At 44.4% G+C, this 16,429-nt stretch carries 12 protein-coding genes; 4 read left to right on the top strand and 8 right to left on the bottom strand.

Annotated elements, in window-relative coordinates; genetic code table 11:
- Positions 1 to 23 precede the first annotated feature (23 nt).
- From AB5542_RS14955 to AB5542_RS14935, 5 genes are all read right to left on the bottom strand, one after another.
- Entirely contained in the window at positions 24 to 1,436 is a 1,413-nt protein-coding gene (locus AB5542_RS14955) for a GspE/PulE family protein (protein ID WP_279039631.1), read from the bottom strand.
- A 7-nt stretch (positions 1,437 to 1,443) separates the two neighbouring features.
- Positions 1,444 to 1,905 carry a hypothetical protein gene (locus AB5542_RS14950; RefSeq protein ID WP_279039633.1) on the bottom strand — a complete coding sequence of 154 codons (462 nt, stop codon included), beginning with the start codon at positions 1,903 to 1,905 and terminating at the stop codon, positions 1,444 to 1,446.
- Between the two features lie 11 nt (positions 1,906 to 1,916).
- Positions 1,917 to 2,360 carry a type IV pilin protein gene (locus AB5542_RS14945; RefSeq protein ID WP_279039634.1) on the bottom strand — a complete coding sequence of 148 codons (444 nt, stop codon included), beginning with the start codon at positions 2,358 to 2,360 and terminating at the stop codon, positions 1,917 to 1,919.
- Positions 2,361 to 2,607: 247 nt separating this feature from the next.
- Complete coding sequence (locus tag AB5542_RS14940; protein ID WP_279039635.1) at positions 2,608 to 3,306, bottom strand: response regulator transcription factor; 699 nt, start codon at positions 3,304 to 3,306, stop codon at positions 2,608 to 2,610.
- Positions 3,307 to 3,324: 18 nt separating this feature from the next.
- Positions 3,325 to 4,698 carry a sensor histidine kinase gene (locus tag AB5542_RS14935; protein WP_288215296.1) on the bottom strand — a complete coding sequence of 458 codons (1,374 nt, stop codon included), beginning with the start codon at positions 4,696 to 4,698 and terminating at the stop codon, positions 3,325 to 3,327.
- 168 nt (positions 4,699 to 4,866) lie between these two features.
- Between AB5542_RS14935 and AB5542_RS14930 the strand changes: the two genes are divergently transcribed.
- The 4 genes from AB5542_RS14930 (at position 4,867) to AB5542_RS14915 (ending at position 9,762) form a co-directional block, all read left to right on the top strand.
- Positions 4,867 to 5,100 (top strand): hypothetical protein, encoded by a 234-nt coding sequence (locus AB5542_RS14930; RefSeq protein WP_279039638.1) that lies wholly within the window; start codon positions 4,867 to 4,869, stop codon positions 5,098 to 5,100.
- Between the two features lie 10 nt (positions 5,101 to 5,110).
- Positions 5,111 to 6,169 carry a BF3164 family lipoprotein gene (locus AB5542_RS14925; protein ID WP_164719538.1) on the top strand — a complete coding sequence of 353 codons (1,059 nt, stop codon included), beginning with the start codon at positions 5,111 to 5,113 and terminating at the stop codon, positions 6,167 to 6,169.
- Between the two features lie 112 nt (positions 6,170 to 6,281).
- Positions 6,282 to 8,150, top strand: a complete 1,869-nt coding sequence (locus AB5542_RS14920) for a hypothetical protein (protein WP_279039642.1) — start codon at positions 6,282 to 6,284, stop codon at positions 8,148 to 8,150.
- A 133-nt stretch (positions 8,151 to 8,283) separates the two neighbouring features.
- Positions 8,284 to 9,762, top strand: coding sequence for a glycoside hydrolase family 10 protein (locus AB5542_RS14915; protein WP_118304788.1), 1,479 nt, complete (start codon positions 8,284 to 8,286; stop codon positions 9,760 to 9,762).
- Positions 9,763 to 9,976: 214 nt separating this feature from the next.
- Here the strand turns inward: AB5542_RS14915 and AB5542_RS14910 are convergent, their stop codons facing one another.
- The 3 genes from AB5542_RS14910 to AB5542_RS14900 all read right to left on the bottom strand — a co-directional run.
- Positions 9,977 to 11,131 (bottom strand): TlpA disulfide reductase family protein, encoded by a 1,155-nt coding sequence (locus AB5542_RS14910; RefSeq protein WP_118304789.1) that lies wholly within the window; start codon positions 11,129 to 11,131, stop codon positions 9,977 to 9,979.
- Positions 11,132 to 11,229: 98 nt separating this feature from the next.
- Positions 11,230 to 12,834: a RagB/SusD family nutrient uptake outer membrane protein gene (locus tag AB5542_RS14905; protein ID WP_279039646.1), complete on the bottom strand. Its 1,605-nt coding sequence runs from the start codon at positions 12,832 to 12,834 to the stop codon at positions 11,230 to 11,232.
- A gap of 32 nt (positions 12,835 to 12,866) precedes the next feature.
- Positions 12,867 to 16,429, bottom strand: a 3,563-nt coding sequence (locus AB5542_RS14900) for a SusC/RagA family TonB-linked outer membrane protein (RefSeq protein WP_368243153.1), incomplete at its 5' end; no start/stop codon positions are given.

Raw genomic sequence — 16,429 nt, 5'->3', positions numbered from 1 at the left:
ATACAACTTTTAGTTTTTAGCTTTTAACTTATAAACGGTAACACTTCCTCCAACGACGTCTTTCCCGCTTTCAACAACCCGATCGCCGATTGTTGTAATGTCTGTATATGACGTTCTTCCAGCAAATGCCCCACCTCATTCTCGGCCGTCCGGATTGCCCCGGCTAACTCATCGTCTATCGGGATCACTTCATAAATAGCTTTACGCCCACTATATCCCGTGTAATAACAATATTCGCACCCCACAGCCCGGTATAATTTACCCGGTTGTGAATCCTCTCCCAGTAATCTCTTCGCATGTTCATCCGGTTCTCTCTCTCTTTTACACTCCGGGCAAAGCAAGCGCACCAGACGTTGTGCCATACATAAAATCAACGTATCGGAAATCAAATAAGGATGTACACCCATATCTATCAAGCGAGAAACACTTCCCCAAGCACTATTCGTGTGAATCGTCGAGAAAATCAAATGCCCGGTCAAAGAACTGCGTATCGCCATCTGTGCCGTATCGGCATCCCGGATCTCTCCCAGCATAATCACATCCGGATCCTGCCGCAAGAAAGTACGCAAAGCACTCGTGAAAGTCAACCCGACCTCCTCTTTCAATTGAACCTGGTTCACCCCTTCCAAGGTATATTCCACCGGGTCCTCGATCGTCAGTATATTACTCACGACATCATTCAACAACCGGAGCGTGGCATACAGCGTGGTACTCTTTCCCGATCCCGTGGGACCGCTAATCAAAACCAACCCGTGCGGATGGCGTATCGCTGACAGATAAGCCTCCAATTGTCCCGGACTAAATCCCAGGTTTTTCAAATCAAGCAACTCTATTTGCCGGGTTAACAACCGCATCACGATCTTCTCTCCATGAATCGTAGGTAAGGAAGACACTCGCACGTCGAATCGGCTCCCTCCCGAATCATGCAGAATACGCCCATCCTGCGGTAAACGCTTTTCCGATATATCCAGATTCGCCAGTATCTTCACTTGATTCACCAAAGCCGCGTAATTTCCCTTTTCGATCACGTGTCGTTCCAACAACTTACCGTCAATCCGGAAACGCACCCGACACCGATCCTCGTACGCCTCCAAGTGAATATCACTTGCATGTTCCCGGTAAGCCTCTTCAATTAAATCATGCAAAAAACCTTTCCCTCCCGTAAGCGATACCGCCCCTCGGTTTCGTGCCTGACATTCCTGACGATAATGACGCCCTAACAACCTAGAGAACTCTTCTTCCGCCAAAAACACCACCTTCAAACGCTTTCCCGTCAAAACCTCTACTTCCATCACGATATTCTCATAATCATATCCTTGCTCGCCATAACACCCAAGTTGATCACCCTTTATCTCAAAAGGAATCAAACGATATTCCCTGGCCTCTCTCGATGTCAATAATTCCAAGGCCTCCGTAGCAACAGTCAATTCTTTCATAACACGATCAAAAACAGATAAAACAATACACGAGATAACAAGCGTAACAAACTCCCACCGTTGACACCAACGGGATTCCCCGCTTGGACTCATTTTTATACAAACCTAAAATCCAAGTTATTAAAGTTAGTGCAAAGGCAATAATCAAAAACCAAACGAACTCCATCAATTGAAAAAAAGGGGTCAGACAAAGCAAAAACACCCCGTCCCCCGTCCCGATATACTCTCGAAACGGATTTATCCTTCTTCGGTATTTCAGTAACAGATAAAGTAATACCCCTCCCGTCAGAAATGCCAATACCCCCACACCACCCACAACACGTACCACACACTCCCCCCATCCCCATCGCCACACGCTACCGGTTACGGTCAAAATCCCGAAAAACAATAATGGATATATGCGAATCACCCGCTCTTTATAATCCGAACAGATCATAAAGGCCAGCGGGACAAAAGCCAGCAATTCCATACTTTTTTCGGTTAGTCCTTCGTTATCTCCTTCAACTCCTTGTCTTGGTTAATTTCCCACACGTTATACTCCCCGTCGCCATCAAAATCAACGACGGCTGTGGCTCTCGCCCGAAATCCTTTCTCGTTCGCCTCGATAATTTCGATCTTGTAATTCGCGTTTCCCCCGTCTGTTACCAACTTGGCCTGCTCGAAATCCAAGTCATTCAACGAGGTGGAATAACGGGAATTCGTGTAAAAATGACTCTTCTGCAACGTGTGAAGAAACACGAGTTGCTGTTGCGCTTCCGTACTCTTGGCCTTCGAGATCAAAGGCATCAGGTTGGGCAACGCGATTAACACCAAAATGCCGATAATCACCAACACCACCAGTAATTCCGGCAAAGAAAAAGCAGCAAAAGATTTACTTTTCAGATCACGCCTTTTCCGTTTCAATAATTTTTGAATTGTTTTCATATTGCAATCAGAAGTTAAAAAAATACAATTCTAAAAAAATATATTCCTCGGCTGATCTTTATAAACACACTCCACACTTTCTCGTTATAAAGTCAGGGTCTAAATTTATACAAGAATTTTAGGAGAATTTGTAGCAAATTTGTACCTATTTTTTGTTAAAATATATAAAAACAATAAATTTAAAGTCACTTTGCATTATTCATGACTTACTCCCTACCAACTCTTACATCTATGGAGAATCGATAGACTAACTTTCATTAGAGTCTTTCTTAACCATCAGCCCGAAACCCCTTCCCCATGACGTGACGATCTCAACGGCTCCTCCTTTGGGTAAATATTTTCTTAAACGGGCTATTACCTTGTCCAGGTAACGATAGGACTCTTTAAAATCATTTCCCCACCCTTCTTTGACCAGTTCATCCTTACTCACGTATTGATTTTTCTTCAAACACAAGGTTTTCAACACTCTTGCCTCCATAGGAGTCAGCTGGTTCGTCTCCCCTTTTATAATCAAGTAACGACGAATCGGGTTAAACGAGATATCATTAGAAATTTTCACAAAATCAGTTTCCACTTTCAACATTCCCATACTCTTCAGGCAACGGTTCACTCGTGCAACCACTTCATCCAAAAGCACTTCTTTACGAATATAATCATTCGCACCAAGATCGAAACCGTCAATAGCATGTTGCGAATGTGTCAAAGAACTGATAAACAGAATAGGTACGGAAAAATCCTCCTCTCGAATAATTTTAACGACCTCAAAACCGTTCATCTTAGGCATAATTACATCCATCAAAATTAAATCGGGAGTTTCCTTCCGGTACAACCACAAGGCTTGTACTCCATCTACAGCATGAAACACTTCAAAACCGGCTCGTTTTAAATAATCAATGCATGTCCTTGCCTGCATAATATCATCCTCTGCATACAAAATCTTAATCATTTTCCCGTTTATCAACTGTTAATCATTCTCATCTTTCACCAAAGGGATCATCACGGTGAAAGTCGTGCCAGCACCGACCTCGCTTTCCACCCGAATCACGCCTTCATGCGCCTCGATTACCTGTTTCACGTAGCTTAACCCGATCCCGAAACCATGCACGTCAGTCGAACGCCCGCGATGAATCCTGTAATACCGTTCGAAGATCTTCTCTTTCAACTTTTCCGGAATTCCAATCCCGTTGTCTTTAATGGCAATCACTACCATCCCGTCCATCTCTTTACACTCGATCTCTACTTTTGCCGGATCTCCCGAATACTTGATAGCATTCTCTATCAAATTACTTATGGCATTCGGGAAATGAATATCATCCGCTTCAATTACATCAACGCTCAACTGATAGTCAACCTTGATAGAGACATTCTTCCCCATTAACATCGGATCAAACAATGCAACCAGTGAATCAATAGTTTCTCGCAAATTTAATCTATTCCACGATATTTTAAACCCTTGTTTCCAAACAATTAATAATTTATACACGAAATTATTCAATTGATCCACCCGTTTATGTGCCGCATTTAACAATATTCTCTGTGCATCCTTCAAATTTTCAGTTCCGTACGAAATAATCCCGGAAAAAGCATTTTGCACGGCAGATAACGGAAGCTTCAACTCGTGAACCATACTACTCATAAATTCTTCCCGAATCTTGGATATTTGGTACTGAACGAGAATCGTTTTGATCTGGTAAATAAAACACACAATTAATAACACGAACAAGACGAAAGAACTAATCAACACTCCCGTCATTTGTGTAAAAAACGTTTTATAGGGCATATCAAAATAAACAATCACACCATGATGACTTTTCAAACCTAATTCTACCATGTTGGAAACGAGATGTCTCTCTATTCTTGAAGAACCATTATCCGTTGACGCAATAATATCACCAGTTTGTGTATTTACAAGTTCCAGAACATACTTTTCTTTAATCCCTTTACTCACAAAAATAGATTTACATACGCTATCCAACATAAAAATATTTTCTTCAGATTGTTCTTTTATTAAATCATAACATACTTTACGTAATACACTTAAGTAACCATAATCCTGTTTATAATTTAAGGTAGTAGTATCACCTCTAGAGACAAATTTTACAAGGCTTTCACCCGAATTTACACTTACAATTACAGGATCTTCTAACTTAGACTGATTACGAACAATATATTCCTCAAAACCAGATTCTATTGCACCAGACAATGTACTATTAACTAAATTCAAATATTCTATTTTCTTTAGTTCAATAACTCGATTTAGCCAGAAACCTTGAAATATCAGTAGGCAAAGTATAGCAAATATCGAAACACCCCAAGTAACATGAATCTTTCTATTCATAAGGTACTATTTTACAAATCCACACAAAAGTACTGAAAAATATTCTCTCTCATACGCATAATGCACTCCAAAACCATTTAGATAAATTAACAAAAAATAGGTACAAATTAGATACAATTTAAATCATTTTCATCTCCTATTTTTGCCTTGTATTAAATACCAAAACAAATGAAAAGAGTAATATTAATAATATGCTTTATATCTATAACCTTAGCTCTTACATTGCTAAATGTAAATCTAAGGAAAGATTCTACGAATATAGATATAAAAATTCAAAATATCGAAGCATTTGGAAATAACGAGGATGGAGGAGACGATCCATGCAAGGCTCCGGGTGGAATATGTATGACATTTGATAAAGATGGTAATCCAGTTTTTCATGTAGGCTTATCCCTTCCATAAACAATTCACTATGAAAAAGACAGCATTTATAATTATAGCTTTATTGCTCGCCTTCGGTTGTTCCGACGAGAAACATGAAGTGCCAAAAGAAGATAACCCATTATTCAGTACAAGTCGTGCTATCTCCTTGAATCAACTGGGTGAAACGATTAACTTGGAAAAAATTGGAATTTACAACCCGACAAAAGTCATCAAAAAAGACTCCTTACTTATCGTTTTGGATCTAAACGGACTTAATAAAATCTCCATATACCAAGAAAACGGGAAGTTACTAGGTAGTTATCTGCCAACGGGAATGGGTGCGGATCGGGGACTCTATATTCTCACGATGACCCTCGACGACAAAGGAATCCTTTCCGCCTATGACTTTGGAAATGACAGATTAGTTGAATTCGATCTAAATCACTTCGGACAACCTGAATTCGGACCTAAATTTATTGATATGCCCAAGGATAAAAAACACCTTTGCGTGGCAAAATCAGGCTCGACAATTATCTCTACCGGAATGTTTGACGAAGGTAGATACGGTTTAATGAACAACAATAGCGAAGAATACTTTTTAAGTTACCCGGAAATACCGAGTTATCGCACCATAAACGATACTTTAAGAAGTGCTTTATTTGCCAGTAATATCATCAAGATAAAACCCGACGGAACAAAATTTGTCTGTGCGAATATGCAGAGTGGCATCATCGATTTCTGCTCTCTCATACCTTGCACCAATATCACTCGCGTTGCCGAGCTGAATCTTTATTCTCCGAAAGCCACAGTTAAAAACATGCGGAGAACGCCCGTTGCCTATTCCACAGACAATCTCTTCGGGTTCTGTGATATTGAAGTTACTGACGAGTACATATACGCCTTGTATTCCGGTAGAAGTTACCGCAAATATAAAGACCAGATAGTATACGGTGAACGGATTGTTGTGTTCGACTGGGAGGGCAATCACGTCCACACTTATTTATTAAGAAATCCGTTCACCTCTATTTCTTTCAACAAAGAAGAGAATGCAATTTACGGTTTGACAAACAACCCGAATTCAGTGTTAATCAAATATACATTGGATTAATTTCCGCGTGAGACCAGGCCTTGGAATGATGTCTCAGATAGGTCTCCTTCCAAGGACCTTTACCCGGAAACGGCAAATAATACCACGGAGAATTGAATCGTTAGATTAAACCATGGCAAGAGAAACACGAGACATAGCATACCCGATCGCTTTCACCGGATTCATATTACTGGTTATGACCATACTGGTAATTGATCCTGACAGAATGAACGGGCTAACGCTTGCCAAATATTTCTGGTTCTACTCCACGTTATTACTCACGGGAGTTATAACATTCGGTCTTGCTTTTTACTCTATGTCGGTCGCGAGTATCGACATAACCAAGTCAATAATGATAGGGATTTTGACTGTAGTGATTATTGACATATCCCGCTACTCTAACATGGAAATGATGAACGCAAAAATATTTTTGCTAGTAATCATTTCCTTTTTCTTCTTCGACACCTTTTTCCACCACTATAAAAAAGCCACCAAGATATTCCAATTCGTGCTGATCGCTTTTGCACTACTGGAGGTAATCTGGGGATATTGCCAGTTGTACGCCTATATCCCCGATATGCAAAAAGACTTCACGCTCTCAGGCTCGCTACCCCACACGAACTCCTATGCCATGTTTCTGGCCATCACTCTACCCATAGCTCTCTATTGGACCATCACGTTATTCCAGAAATTAAAATACGGTTACTCTCGTCTCCTTACCGAAGCCGATGAAGAACATGTGAGATTGGAAATTGTTGACGACATTCTTTTATTCCTTCTTTCTGCCCTCGGGCTAATCGGGATTCTATCCATACTACCGTTTACGGGAATCCCATCCGCATGGTTTATCGCGGGATGTAGCGGGCTATTTGTCCTGTACTTTAAACTGGACCTTCACTCCTTTATAAAGGCCTCTATACTCCGAAGTCACAAAAGAACTGCCATATCCGGGATCACTCTCTTACTCGTGATAGGCTTGCTTACCACCGGTTTTTATCGATTACGGAAGGATGAAATAAACGAACATCTGTTAACCTGGAAAATATCCCTGCAAGTGCTGAAGGAAAAACCGATCATTGGTGTCGGGATCGGCAATTTCCGGAAAGCATTCGGGGATGCCCAAACAATCTATTTTGAACAAGGAGAACCAACCGAACAGGAAGTAGCCCTTGCCGGAAATCCCAACTGCCCGGTGAACGACTTCATTCAACTGGCAACCGGCACGGGAATCATCGGGATATTATTGTTTATCGGCCTCATCGTTTCCGTCCTGTTCTCTGGATTCAGGAACATGGATAAACACCCGGAGAAACTGGCTATCACGGGAGCCTTAATTGCTTTTATCCTCGCGGGATTCATCAATTCCCCTATTCAATCATTATCCCTCTCGATCTTGTTGGTACTGTTAATCGCTCTCGGGACCTCAGACATTCAGCCCGCAAGAAAAAGAATACCCAAAGTTATACCGATCATGACCTCTCTACTTTTGATCGGGATCACGACCACCATCGTTTACCCCCAGTTCACGATGTTCAAAGCATACAAACAATGGGCCCACGGACGTCTTTACTATAAAATGAAAATATATGCCACGGCAGCTAAAATATACGCCCCGCTAACAAACACGCTACGTCACCCCTATTTTTTCATGGAATACGGGTACGCCTTGTCACAAACCGGGCAACATGAAGAGAGTATCGCCATCCTTCAACGAGTGGCACAAATTCTCCCTGACCCGCAGATTTATAATCGCATCGGCAAGAGCTACCAAGCACTGGGCGAATATCAACTGGCAGAACAGTATTTTCAAAAAGCACATCACATGGTTCCCAACCTTGTGTATCCCAATTTCCTACTGGCCCAATTGTACCTTGAAATGGGCCTGCGGGACAAGACACTGGAATGTGCCCGTCAGATACTCACGCTGAAACCTAAAAAAGAATCAGAAGAAACACTACATATAAAAGCACAAATGGAACAATTAATCCAACGACTGGATTAATCCCGCCGAGGGATCGACCGGATCCCATTCACACCATAGTACATCTAAATCCATCACTTTGGGGAGACATCATAGTCTCCCTTTCTTTTATTCTGACAAATAACTATATTCGCGACATCATAAATCAACACGCATGAAACATATCCGGTTACTCATTCTATTTTTGATCTTAGGTATAACCACCTTATCGGCACAAAAGTCCCCTAAGCGAGAATTTCGCGGGGCATGGATTCAAACCGTTTTCCAGAGCGAATATGCTAAAATGACACCGGAAGAGATGAAAGCCGATTTTATTCGTAAACTCAACCAATTGCAAGAATGTGGGATCAACGCTATAATTTTCCAAGTCCGCCCGGAAGCCGATGCCTGGTACTTGTCGGAAATAGAACCTTGGAGCCGTTTTTGCACGGGCAAGCAAGGTGTTGCCCCCGATCCCCTGTTCGATCCCATGGCTTTCCTGATCAAGGAATGTCACCGCCGTAACATGGAATTTCATGCTTGGCTTAATCCTTTTCGCGCCGGGACTTCCGGCACCTCCACGCTGGCAGAAACCCACGTGTACCACGAACATCCCGAATGGTTCGTTACCTACAACAAACAGTTACTTTTCGATCCGGGCATACCCGCTTGCCGGAAGTACATTTGCCGGATCGTGGAAGACATCGTGAGCCGCTATGACGTGGACGCCATTCACATGGACGATTACTTCTATCCCTATCCCGTGAACGGGATGCCTTTTCCGGACGACAACAGTTTCCGCACCTACGGGAAAGGCTACAAACCCGAAGAACGGGACGAGTGGCGCCGGGAGAATGTCAATAAACTCATCCGCGAGCTGAAACACACCATCGTGACAACCAAAGAATGGGTACGCTTTGGGATCAGTCCTTTCGGTATCTACCGAAACAAAAAAAGTACTCCCGACGGTAGCGGTAGCAACACCAACGGGTTGCAGAACTATGACAACCTGTATGCCGACGTAACCTTATGGGTCAAAAAGAAATGGATTGATTACAACATACCCCAAATATACTGGGAAATCGGCCACCCGGCCGCAGACTATATCACGCTGGCTGAATGGTGGGACAAAAATGCTCATGATGTTCACCTATACATCGGGCAGGACGTTGCCCGCACGATGAAAGCCAATGATCTCACCCAAAAGATGGAACTCGCTCGTTCCTTACGTCACGTGAAAGGCAATTGTTTCTGGCCCGCGAACGAGATTCTTTGGAATAACGGTGGGATTACCGATAGCCTCCGGGAACATTACCACCGTAGCCCCGCATTAATCCCAGCCTATACCCACATGCACAACGGCCGTCCCAAGAAAATAGCCTCTCCCCGAGCCGAACGCTCGGAAAAAGGCTACACGGTGAAATGGTTCGCCCGCGGAGACCGGGAAGATCCCCGTAATCCCCAGTATTTCGTCATCTACCGTTTCTTCCCCGGCCAGAAAATCAACCTGAACGACCCGGCTCACATCGTCGCTGTCACCCGCTACACGGAATGTTACATCCCGAACAAAAAATTCAAATGCCGTTACGTGATCACGGCTGTTGACCGCTTTCACAACGAATCGAAAGGAAAGAAGATAAAAGGTATACGGTAAATTTCACCGTGGTGAAATTTACCGCTGTTTATTTTGCACTCACCTTTATTTCAGCATTTCCTTCAACAACCTCCCTGGCTAGCCTTCCCCCTTTGGCATCAACGCTTTATATGCTTTTTTTCCCAAACCAACGCCTAAAACGCAAGCATGCATCGTTTCGAGAAGCCGTTTATAATTTAGCGATATGCATGCCTGCGATATTATTAACTTGTTGTTACTTTCCCAAGACTTTCTCCACTACTGCCGACAGCTCCTTTTTCTCCATGTGGGCTCGCACCACGATCTTTCCCTCTTTATCCACGACCACGAACATCGGCACGGCCAACACGTGGTACAAACCTCCCACACGAGACCTCCCCTTCTCGATTTCATCTATCACCTGCGGCCACGGCAACCTCTCCTCATCCAATGCTTTCTCCCATGAGGCCTTATTCTCATCAATACTCACTCCAATAATCTCGACCCCTTTCTCGCGATACTCTTCATAAAATTCCCGCACCCAAGGAAAAGACGCCCGACACGGCCTGCACCAACTTGCCCAAAAATCAAGCACCACCACTTTACCCCGGTAATCAGCAAGGCTCACCAAAGAACTATCACGCCGGGCTAGTGTAAACTCCGGAGCCAAGCGTCCCGGTTCAATCCGTTGCCGCAACTCGATACTTTCCCGAATCGCTTTTCCCCATTTGCTCTGCTGCACTTTCACGTCGAACTGCCCGAAAACCTGCTCCAGTTGCTCCAACGTCATATTATCCTTCATATAACCCAATTCATAAGCCACCATTTCCACGGACGGATTAGCTGCCATTATTTTCAACTGTTCTTTCTTTACACGTGCAATCCATACATCATACCCTTTCTTATACTCCCAATAAAAAGTAGTATCTTCCAATATTTCCGGAGTTTCCAGCACCTTTTCTAGTATCTCTGCAAATTTTGTAAACTCCGGCAATTCTTTTACCGCTTTATACTGCCCCTCCACTTGTTCGTACACGTCTTGATTCTTCGAACCGATAATTTGCATCCCAAGGACAGCCAGCTCCTCGTTTTCATCCATTCCTAAATTATTCCAATCACCTCGCATTTCGATCCGGCTATTTTCCAATGCCAACATCATTCGAACGCCCTCCTTCCCCTCCGGTTCCACCACCACGGTTGCCCATCCGGCATCCGGCACTTCTCCCTCAAACACGAACTTTCCTCCCTTCATTTCCACCGTATCGCTGATCACCCGCTGACCTTCACTACTCATCAATAACACGGCACGCCCGTTACCCGCTCCCTTAAACTCCCCTTTCAACACGTATCCCGCCTGACTACCACAAGAGAACAACACGCTGATCACCAATAATATTAAAAAGCTTTTCATTTTTATCCTATTTTAAATTAATTACACTTCTATATTCCACGTCTTCAATTACTTATCCACCCTCTTTTTCAATTTTATACAACTTATCATTCTATACATTATTCCCAACCGGCATTCTGTTCCCACCCCATCATCTCCGCTTCAAAGGTATAGAACGGTAATGCCCAACGAGGATCATCCGGGGCAATTTCCAATACGGTACGCGTGTTCAAATCAACAGGGTTTGTCAAAATTTCACGACGTACATAAATACCGGCATCTTCCGCCCCGTTCAGACGTTTAACATCAAAGAATCTCCAGAATGCACCCATCTCCCGTAACCGCTCATCCAGCACGTTCTGCACGCTACCTGTAACCCCGGCCTCGGCAGACGCCTCGTCCATGAAACGAGTGTATCTCAACGTTCGCAACGTCTCGGCCGCCTCACCTGTATTGCCACTTCGAGCCTCGCACTCAGCCTTGATCAGATACATCTCGGCCGTGGTCATCCCGATAAGCGAGTTACCGGCAAAACGTGAATAGCTATACAAATTCCAAGGTTTCAAACGTTGCCAATTTTCATGAGTGATATATTCGGTCCATGTCTCTGGATCCAATTCGACAAGATTAGCATAAGCCATCAAAAGAGGCGTACAAGAACTATAGAAATAAATCCAGCGGGCATCATTCTCCCGATCCCAAAGTTCATAAAAAGACTTTGATATCGGACAAGTTCCCCCTAGCCCTTCCCAAGACACGTTGGGTAAGTACAACTCTTCATACTTGGCTACCGCCTCCACATCCATATCGTCCAACTCAAACATAGAACTTATAACAATCTCATCCACCGGTTCACCCTCTTCATCTAACACGCTAATCCAACTCCACTCTTCCAACTCGTACTCCGGTTCGTTCTTGAAATCCACTAGAACATGATGGGCTTTCAATGCTTCGGTCGCATTCGCCAACGCCAACTCGTAATCCCCCCGATATAAAGCAACCCGCGCCCGGAATGCTTGCACGGTCGGTACTGTCGGACGGAAATTACGCGTCTGATCAAACGTCGTACGTCCTGCTCTCGTCAATGCTTCTTCCGCCAACCTTAAATCCTCGTAAATATGCTCCAACGTGTAACCGACAGTCTCCCGTCCCGGAATCTCTCCCGCCTTGGCATTATCCCGATAACCGATCCCCGGCTTGTCTTCATCCCACAAACAATATTGCGTCAACAACATAAAGTGGTAATACGCCCTACCGAAACGGGCCTCTCCCTCCACTTGATCGTGTACAGCCGCTGTCGTCTGCACGACCTCATCCAAATATTCCAGCACCGTATTGAAACGATAAATCCGTTCCCAAACCGGAGTCCAAGTCCATATCATCCAGTCCGACGTCATCAACGTCTCCCCTTGCCAACAATACGCCTCGTAAGTCGTAGGCTCTCCCGACAACAATCCGTACACGTAAAACTCCGGAGACAACTCCACCGCATCTGACAGCGGTAGCGCTTCCGTCAAGTAAGCCCCGGAAGAAGATCCTTCCCCCGTATCCGAATCTATATTGTTAAACAAATAAAGATCAATACTTCCCATCAGCCCGTAAAGCTGATCCATGTGATAAATGTAAGCGCTACCCGACTTGTCCGTTGTCTCATCCAAAAAGTCATTACACGCCCCCAATATCATGGTTCCCAACAAGGTGATAATTGCATATATCTTTTTCATATTTCTTATTGTTTTATCCATTCATAATCATTCTACCAACTCTTAAAACCGAGTCGCAACCCAAACGTGAACACGGGCATTGGTTTCAAACTTCCAAGAGGATAATCGGGATCCATCTTCCCGTTAGCACTCCAAATTAGCCCCAAATTACTTGCTTGCGCGTAAATATTCACCCGACTGAACACCCCTTGTTTTGCTAACAGGTTTTCCGGTAGATCATATCCCAAGAACACTTCATTCAAGCGAATATGATCACCTTTCACGAAACCGCTCTTAAAATACATCGCTGCCCCTATCGTGGCCCAATATGTCTCTCCACTCCGGAATGCATCCACATTACTATCCGTGTAAAGCGGCAACTCGGAATAAGACGTCTGATTGGCATATCCTTCATCATATACCTCCAAAGCCTTGTCCAAGCGTTTAGAATAGGCCGCCGAGTTTCTACTAGCAGGTGAAAAACTGTCAGAAGAAGTCGTATTGACATAATAACCAAACTGCCCCGTGATCATGAAAGAGAGTGTCAATCCTTTCCAGCTAAACTGGTTACTAAAACTTAATGAACTCGTCGGGGCCAACGTTCCCAAATAATAAGCCCAATTACTATCATTAAACGACTCTCCTTCCCGAGGTATCACGTAATCCATCGAATGCGAAGAATTATAATCCATAATGATCTCTTGTGTACCGTCTTTCCCTTCCAACAACACGTAACCTTCCGGCGTGTACCCCACCGCTTTCAGCACTCCCACAGAACCGATCGGGTGTCCTACCACGTATGCAGGTCCCACCGGCATATAAGGCCCCGTGTAACCGAATTTTTTCAACTCATTGTGATTATAGGAATAATTCAACATACCGCTCCAAATCAGATTTCCCGCTACCGGAAGATCCGAACCGATGGTAAACTCGATTCCCCTATTCAATATCTCTGCATTATTCAACAACATGGATGTCTCCCCCTGTGAAATCACCGGCACCGTCGTGTTCGCCAGTACATCGTACGAAAACTTGTTATAAAACTCTATGCTACCGCTCAACTTATGCCCGAAAAACGCCACGTCCGCCCCGATATTCAGCGTCCTCGACTTTTCCCATGTCAACGTGTTGTTTCCGCGTGCAGCGATCGTATTAAAAGCCTCGTTACCAGAATAAACCAAGCTACCCGGATATACAGCCACCGTCGTCACACTGGACGTTCCCTGTTTACCGGCTGCCACACCCGCAATACCATATGATACCCGCAACTTCAACTGATCCACCCAAGAGACCTCTTGCATGAAACGCTCGTTCGAAATCAACCAACTAGCTCCCATCGACCAAAACGGGGAGAATTTATCACGCACGTCTTCCGCTTGAAAATTGGACGCATCCGTACGGAAACTGGCAGTCACCGAATAACGATCGTCATAAGTGTATGATGCATTCGCATACACCGAGAAAAAGCGATCCTCCAATGTTGACAGACTTCCCAATTTCTCGAAAGGCATATACTCGGATACCCCGAAAATATTATTCCGTTTCGTCACGTAATCCAACTCTGTCAACACGGAATTAGTGTATTTGTTATATCCGTAGCGTGTCACTTTCGGATCAGCCTCCGTCGTGGCGGAAATAACCTCCGTCCCCACCAAGGCATTGAACATATGTTTATCTTTTATCATCGTATAATCCACCTGCCCGCGCAAATTATAAGCCTCATATGTGTGTCCCTCGTTGGAAAACACGCCCCCGGTCGGGAAATAAGAAACATACCTCCCGGACTCTAACGGCTCGGCATACGTGTTATACAAATTTCTCACGTAAAACGATTCCGGCTCGTAAGACACGTGCTTGGTATATCTTCGCTGTTCATATTGTCCCTTGGCACTCATGTTCAATCCCCAATTTGTCCGGTATTCAAAACCTCCCTGTACCCTGTAATTCATCGTTTTCGAATAGTTATCCGTGTATTTCCGGTCGGCAGCAGGATTGTACGTCCAGTCCGTCGGAGTCTTTCCTGCATAATATTCCCCCGACATCAACAAAGGCTCATATACCGTCTGAGAGGTTGCCACGTGTACGAAATTTCCCTCGTCATCCGTCAGTCTCGTCCACGGACTAAGCCACCCCCGCATACTTTCAATGCTCGTCCCATTGTTCTCATCCCGATCAAACATAGTACTCACCGCAAACTCGAACGTCAAGTTCTTCGTCAACCGGGCATTACTCGCCAAGTTCAACAATATACGTCGCTTGCCATTTTCTTGCAAGTAACTATCTTCATCATCATAAGAAGCCGAGAACGCGTAATCCAACTTCTCTGAACCTCCCCGCAACGACACGTTATATTGTTGACGCATCATCCGCTGGAACATATACTCGTTCAAATCATCTTTCCACACCTCACGGTTTCCTAATTCGATAAGCTCCTGTTTTTTAGCCTCATAATCTCCTGCGGAGAGATTCTTTTTATTATCCCGTTCGTATAGCATACCGAATGGAGCCGACATATATCGCCTCCGGGAGGAAAGTTTCGTGTAAGGATCATTACTTGCAAGATTAATCGGATTATATTTATGCATCAATTCCTCGAAACGAAATTGATTCTCCGCTGAAGCCATATTGAACAAATAGTCCAAATCTGTCCGTGAACTCACAGACCAGTACGCATCTGCCGCAATCTCCAACTTTCTCCCCGTTCGTCCCTTTTTCGTGGTGATCACGATCACCCCGTTGGCAGCACGTGCACCGTAGATAGAAGTTGCCGCCGCATCTTTCAACACCGTCACCGATTCTACATCATTCGGGTTAATCGTTGAAAACGGGTCGCTATCAAGCCTATAGCCACTGATCGGGAACCCGTCCACCACGATCAACGGATCATTGTCCGGCTTAAAATTGGCATTTCCCATAGAGACTTGCGATATGGTACCCTGCCCCCGAATAGCAAACCGCACCTGTCCATCCACGGGGGCGCTGACGACTGTTAATCCCGGCACCAACCCAATCAACGCTTGTGCAAGATTGGACGTCGGTTTCTTCTTTAACGTCTCCTCATCCACGATCGAATAAGCCCCCGTTGCCCGCTCCTTGGCAATCGTCTGGTATCCAGTCACCACCACATCTGCCAATGCCTCTCTATCCTCTTCCAGCACAACTTCAATAAATTCCTTATCGGTCACCGGAATCTCCTGCTTTTTCATTCCCACGAAAGAAAACACCAACATATGCTTTCCCTCCTTCGGTAACATAATATTAAAAGCTCCGGCTGTATCCGCAACAACTCCTAACGCCGTACCTTTCAATATCACGGTTGCTCCCGGCAGAGGCATCCCATTCTCATCAACGACTCGCCCTTTCAATATTCTTTCCTCTTTCACATCCTGTTTCACCGGAGTACCCTTCCATATAATAATTGTCTTTTCCTCGATTGCGAACTTCAATCCCGTCCCTTTCAGACATACTGTCAAAATATTCTCAACAGGTTCATTCTTAAAAAAGACATCCACACATTCCATTCCCGCAATATCCGCATCGCTATACACGAAACTGAATTCCGTGTTCCGCTTGATCTCCCCGATAACTTGTTTGATCGTAGCCTTCTCCAAGTTCA

It is taken from the genome of Butyricimonas sp. RTP31003st1_G1_RTP31003_210430 (assembly GCF_040920905.1).
In the GTDB taxonomy this organism is placed as follows: Bacteria; Bacteroidota; Bacteroidia; order Bacteroidales; family Marinifilaceae; genus Butyricimonas; species Butyricimonas paravirosa.
Note: the sequence above shows the minus strand (reverse complement) of the source record. Positions and strands in the feature narration are given on the sequence as shown.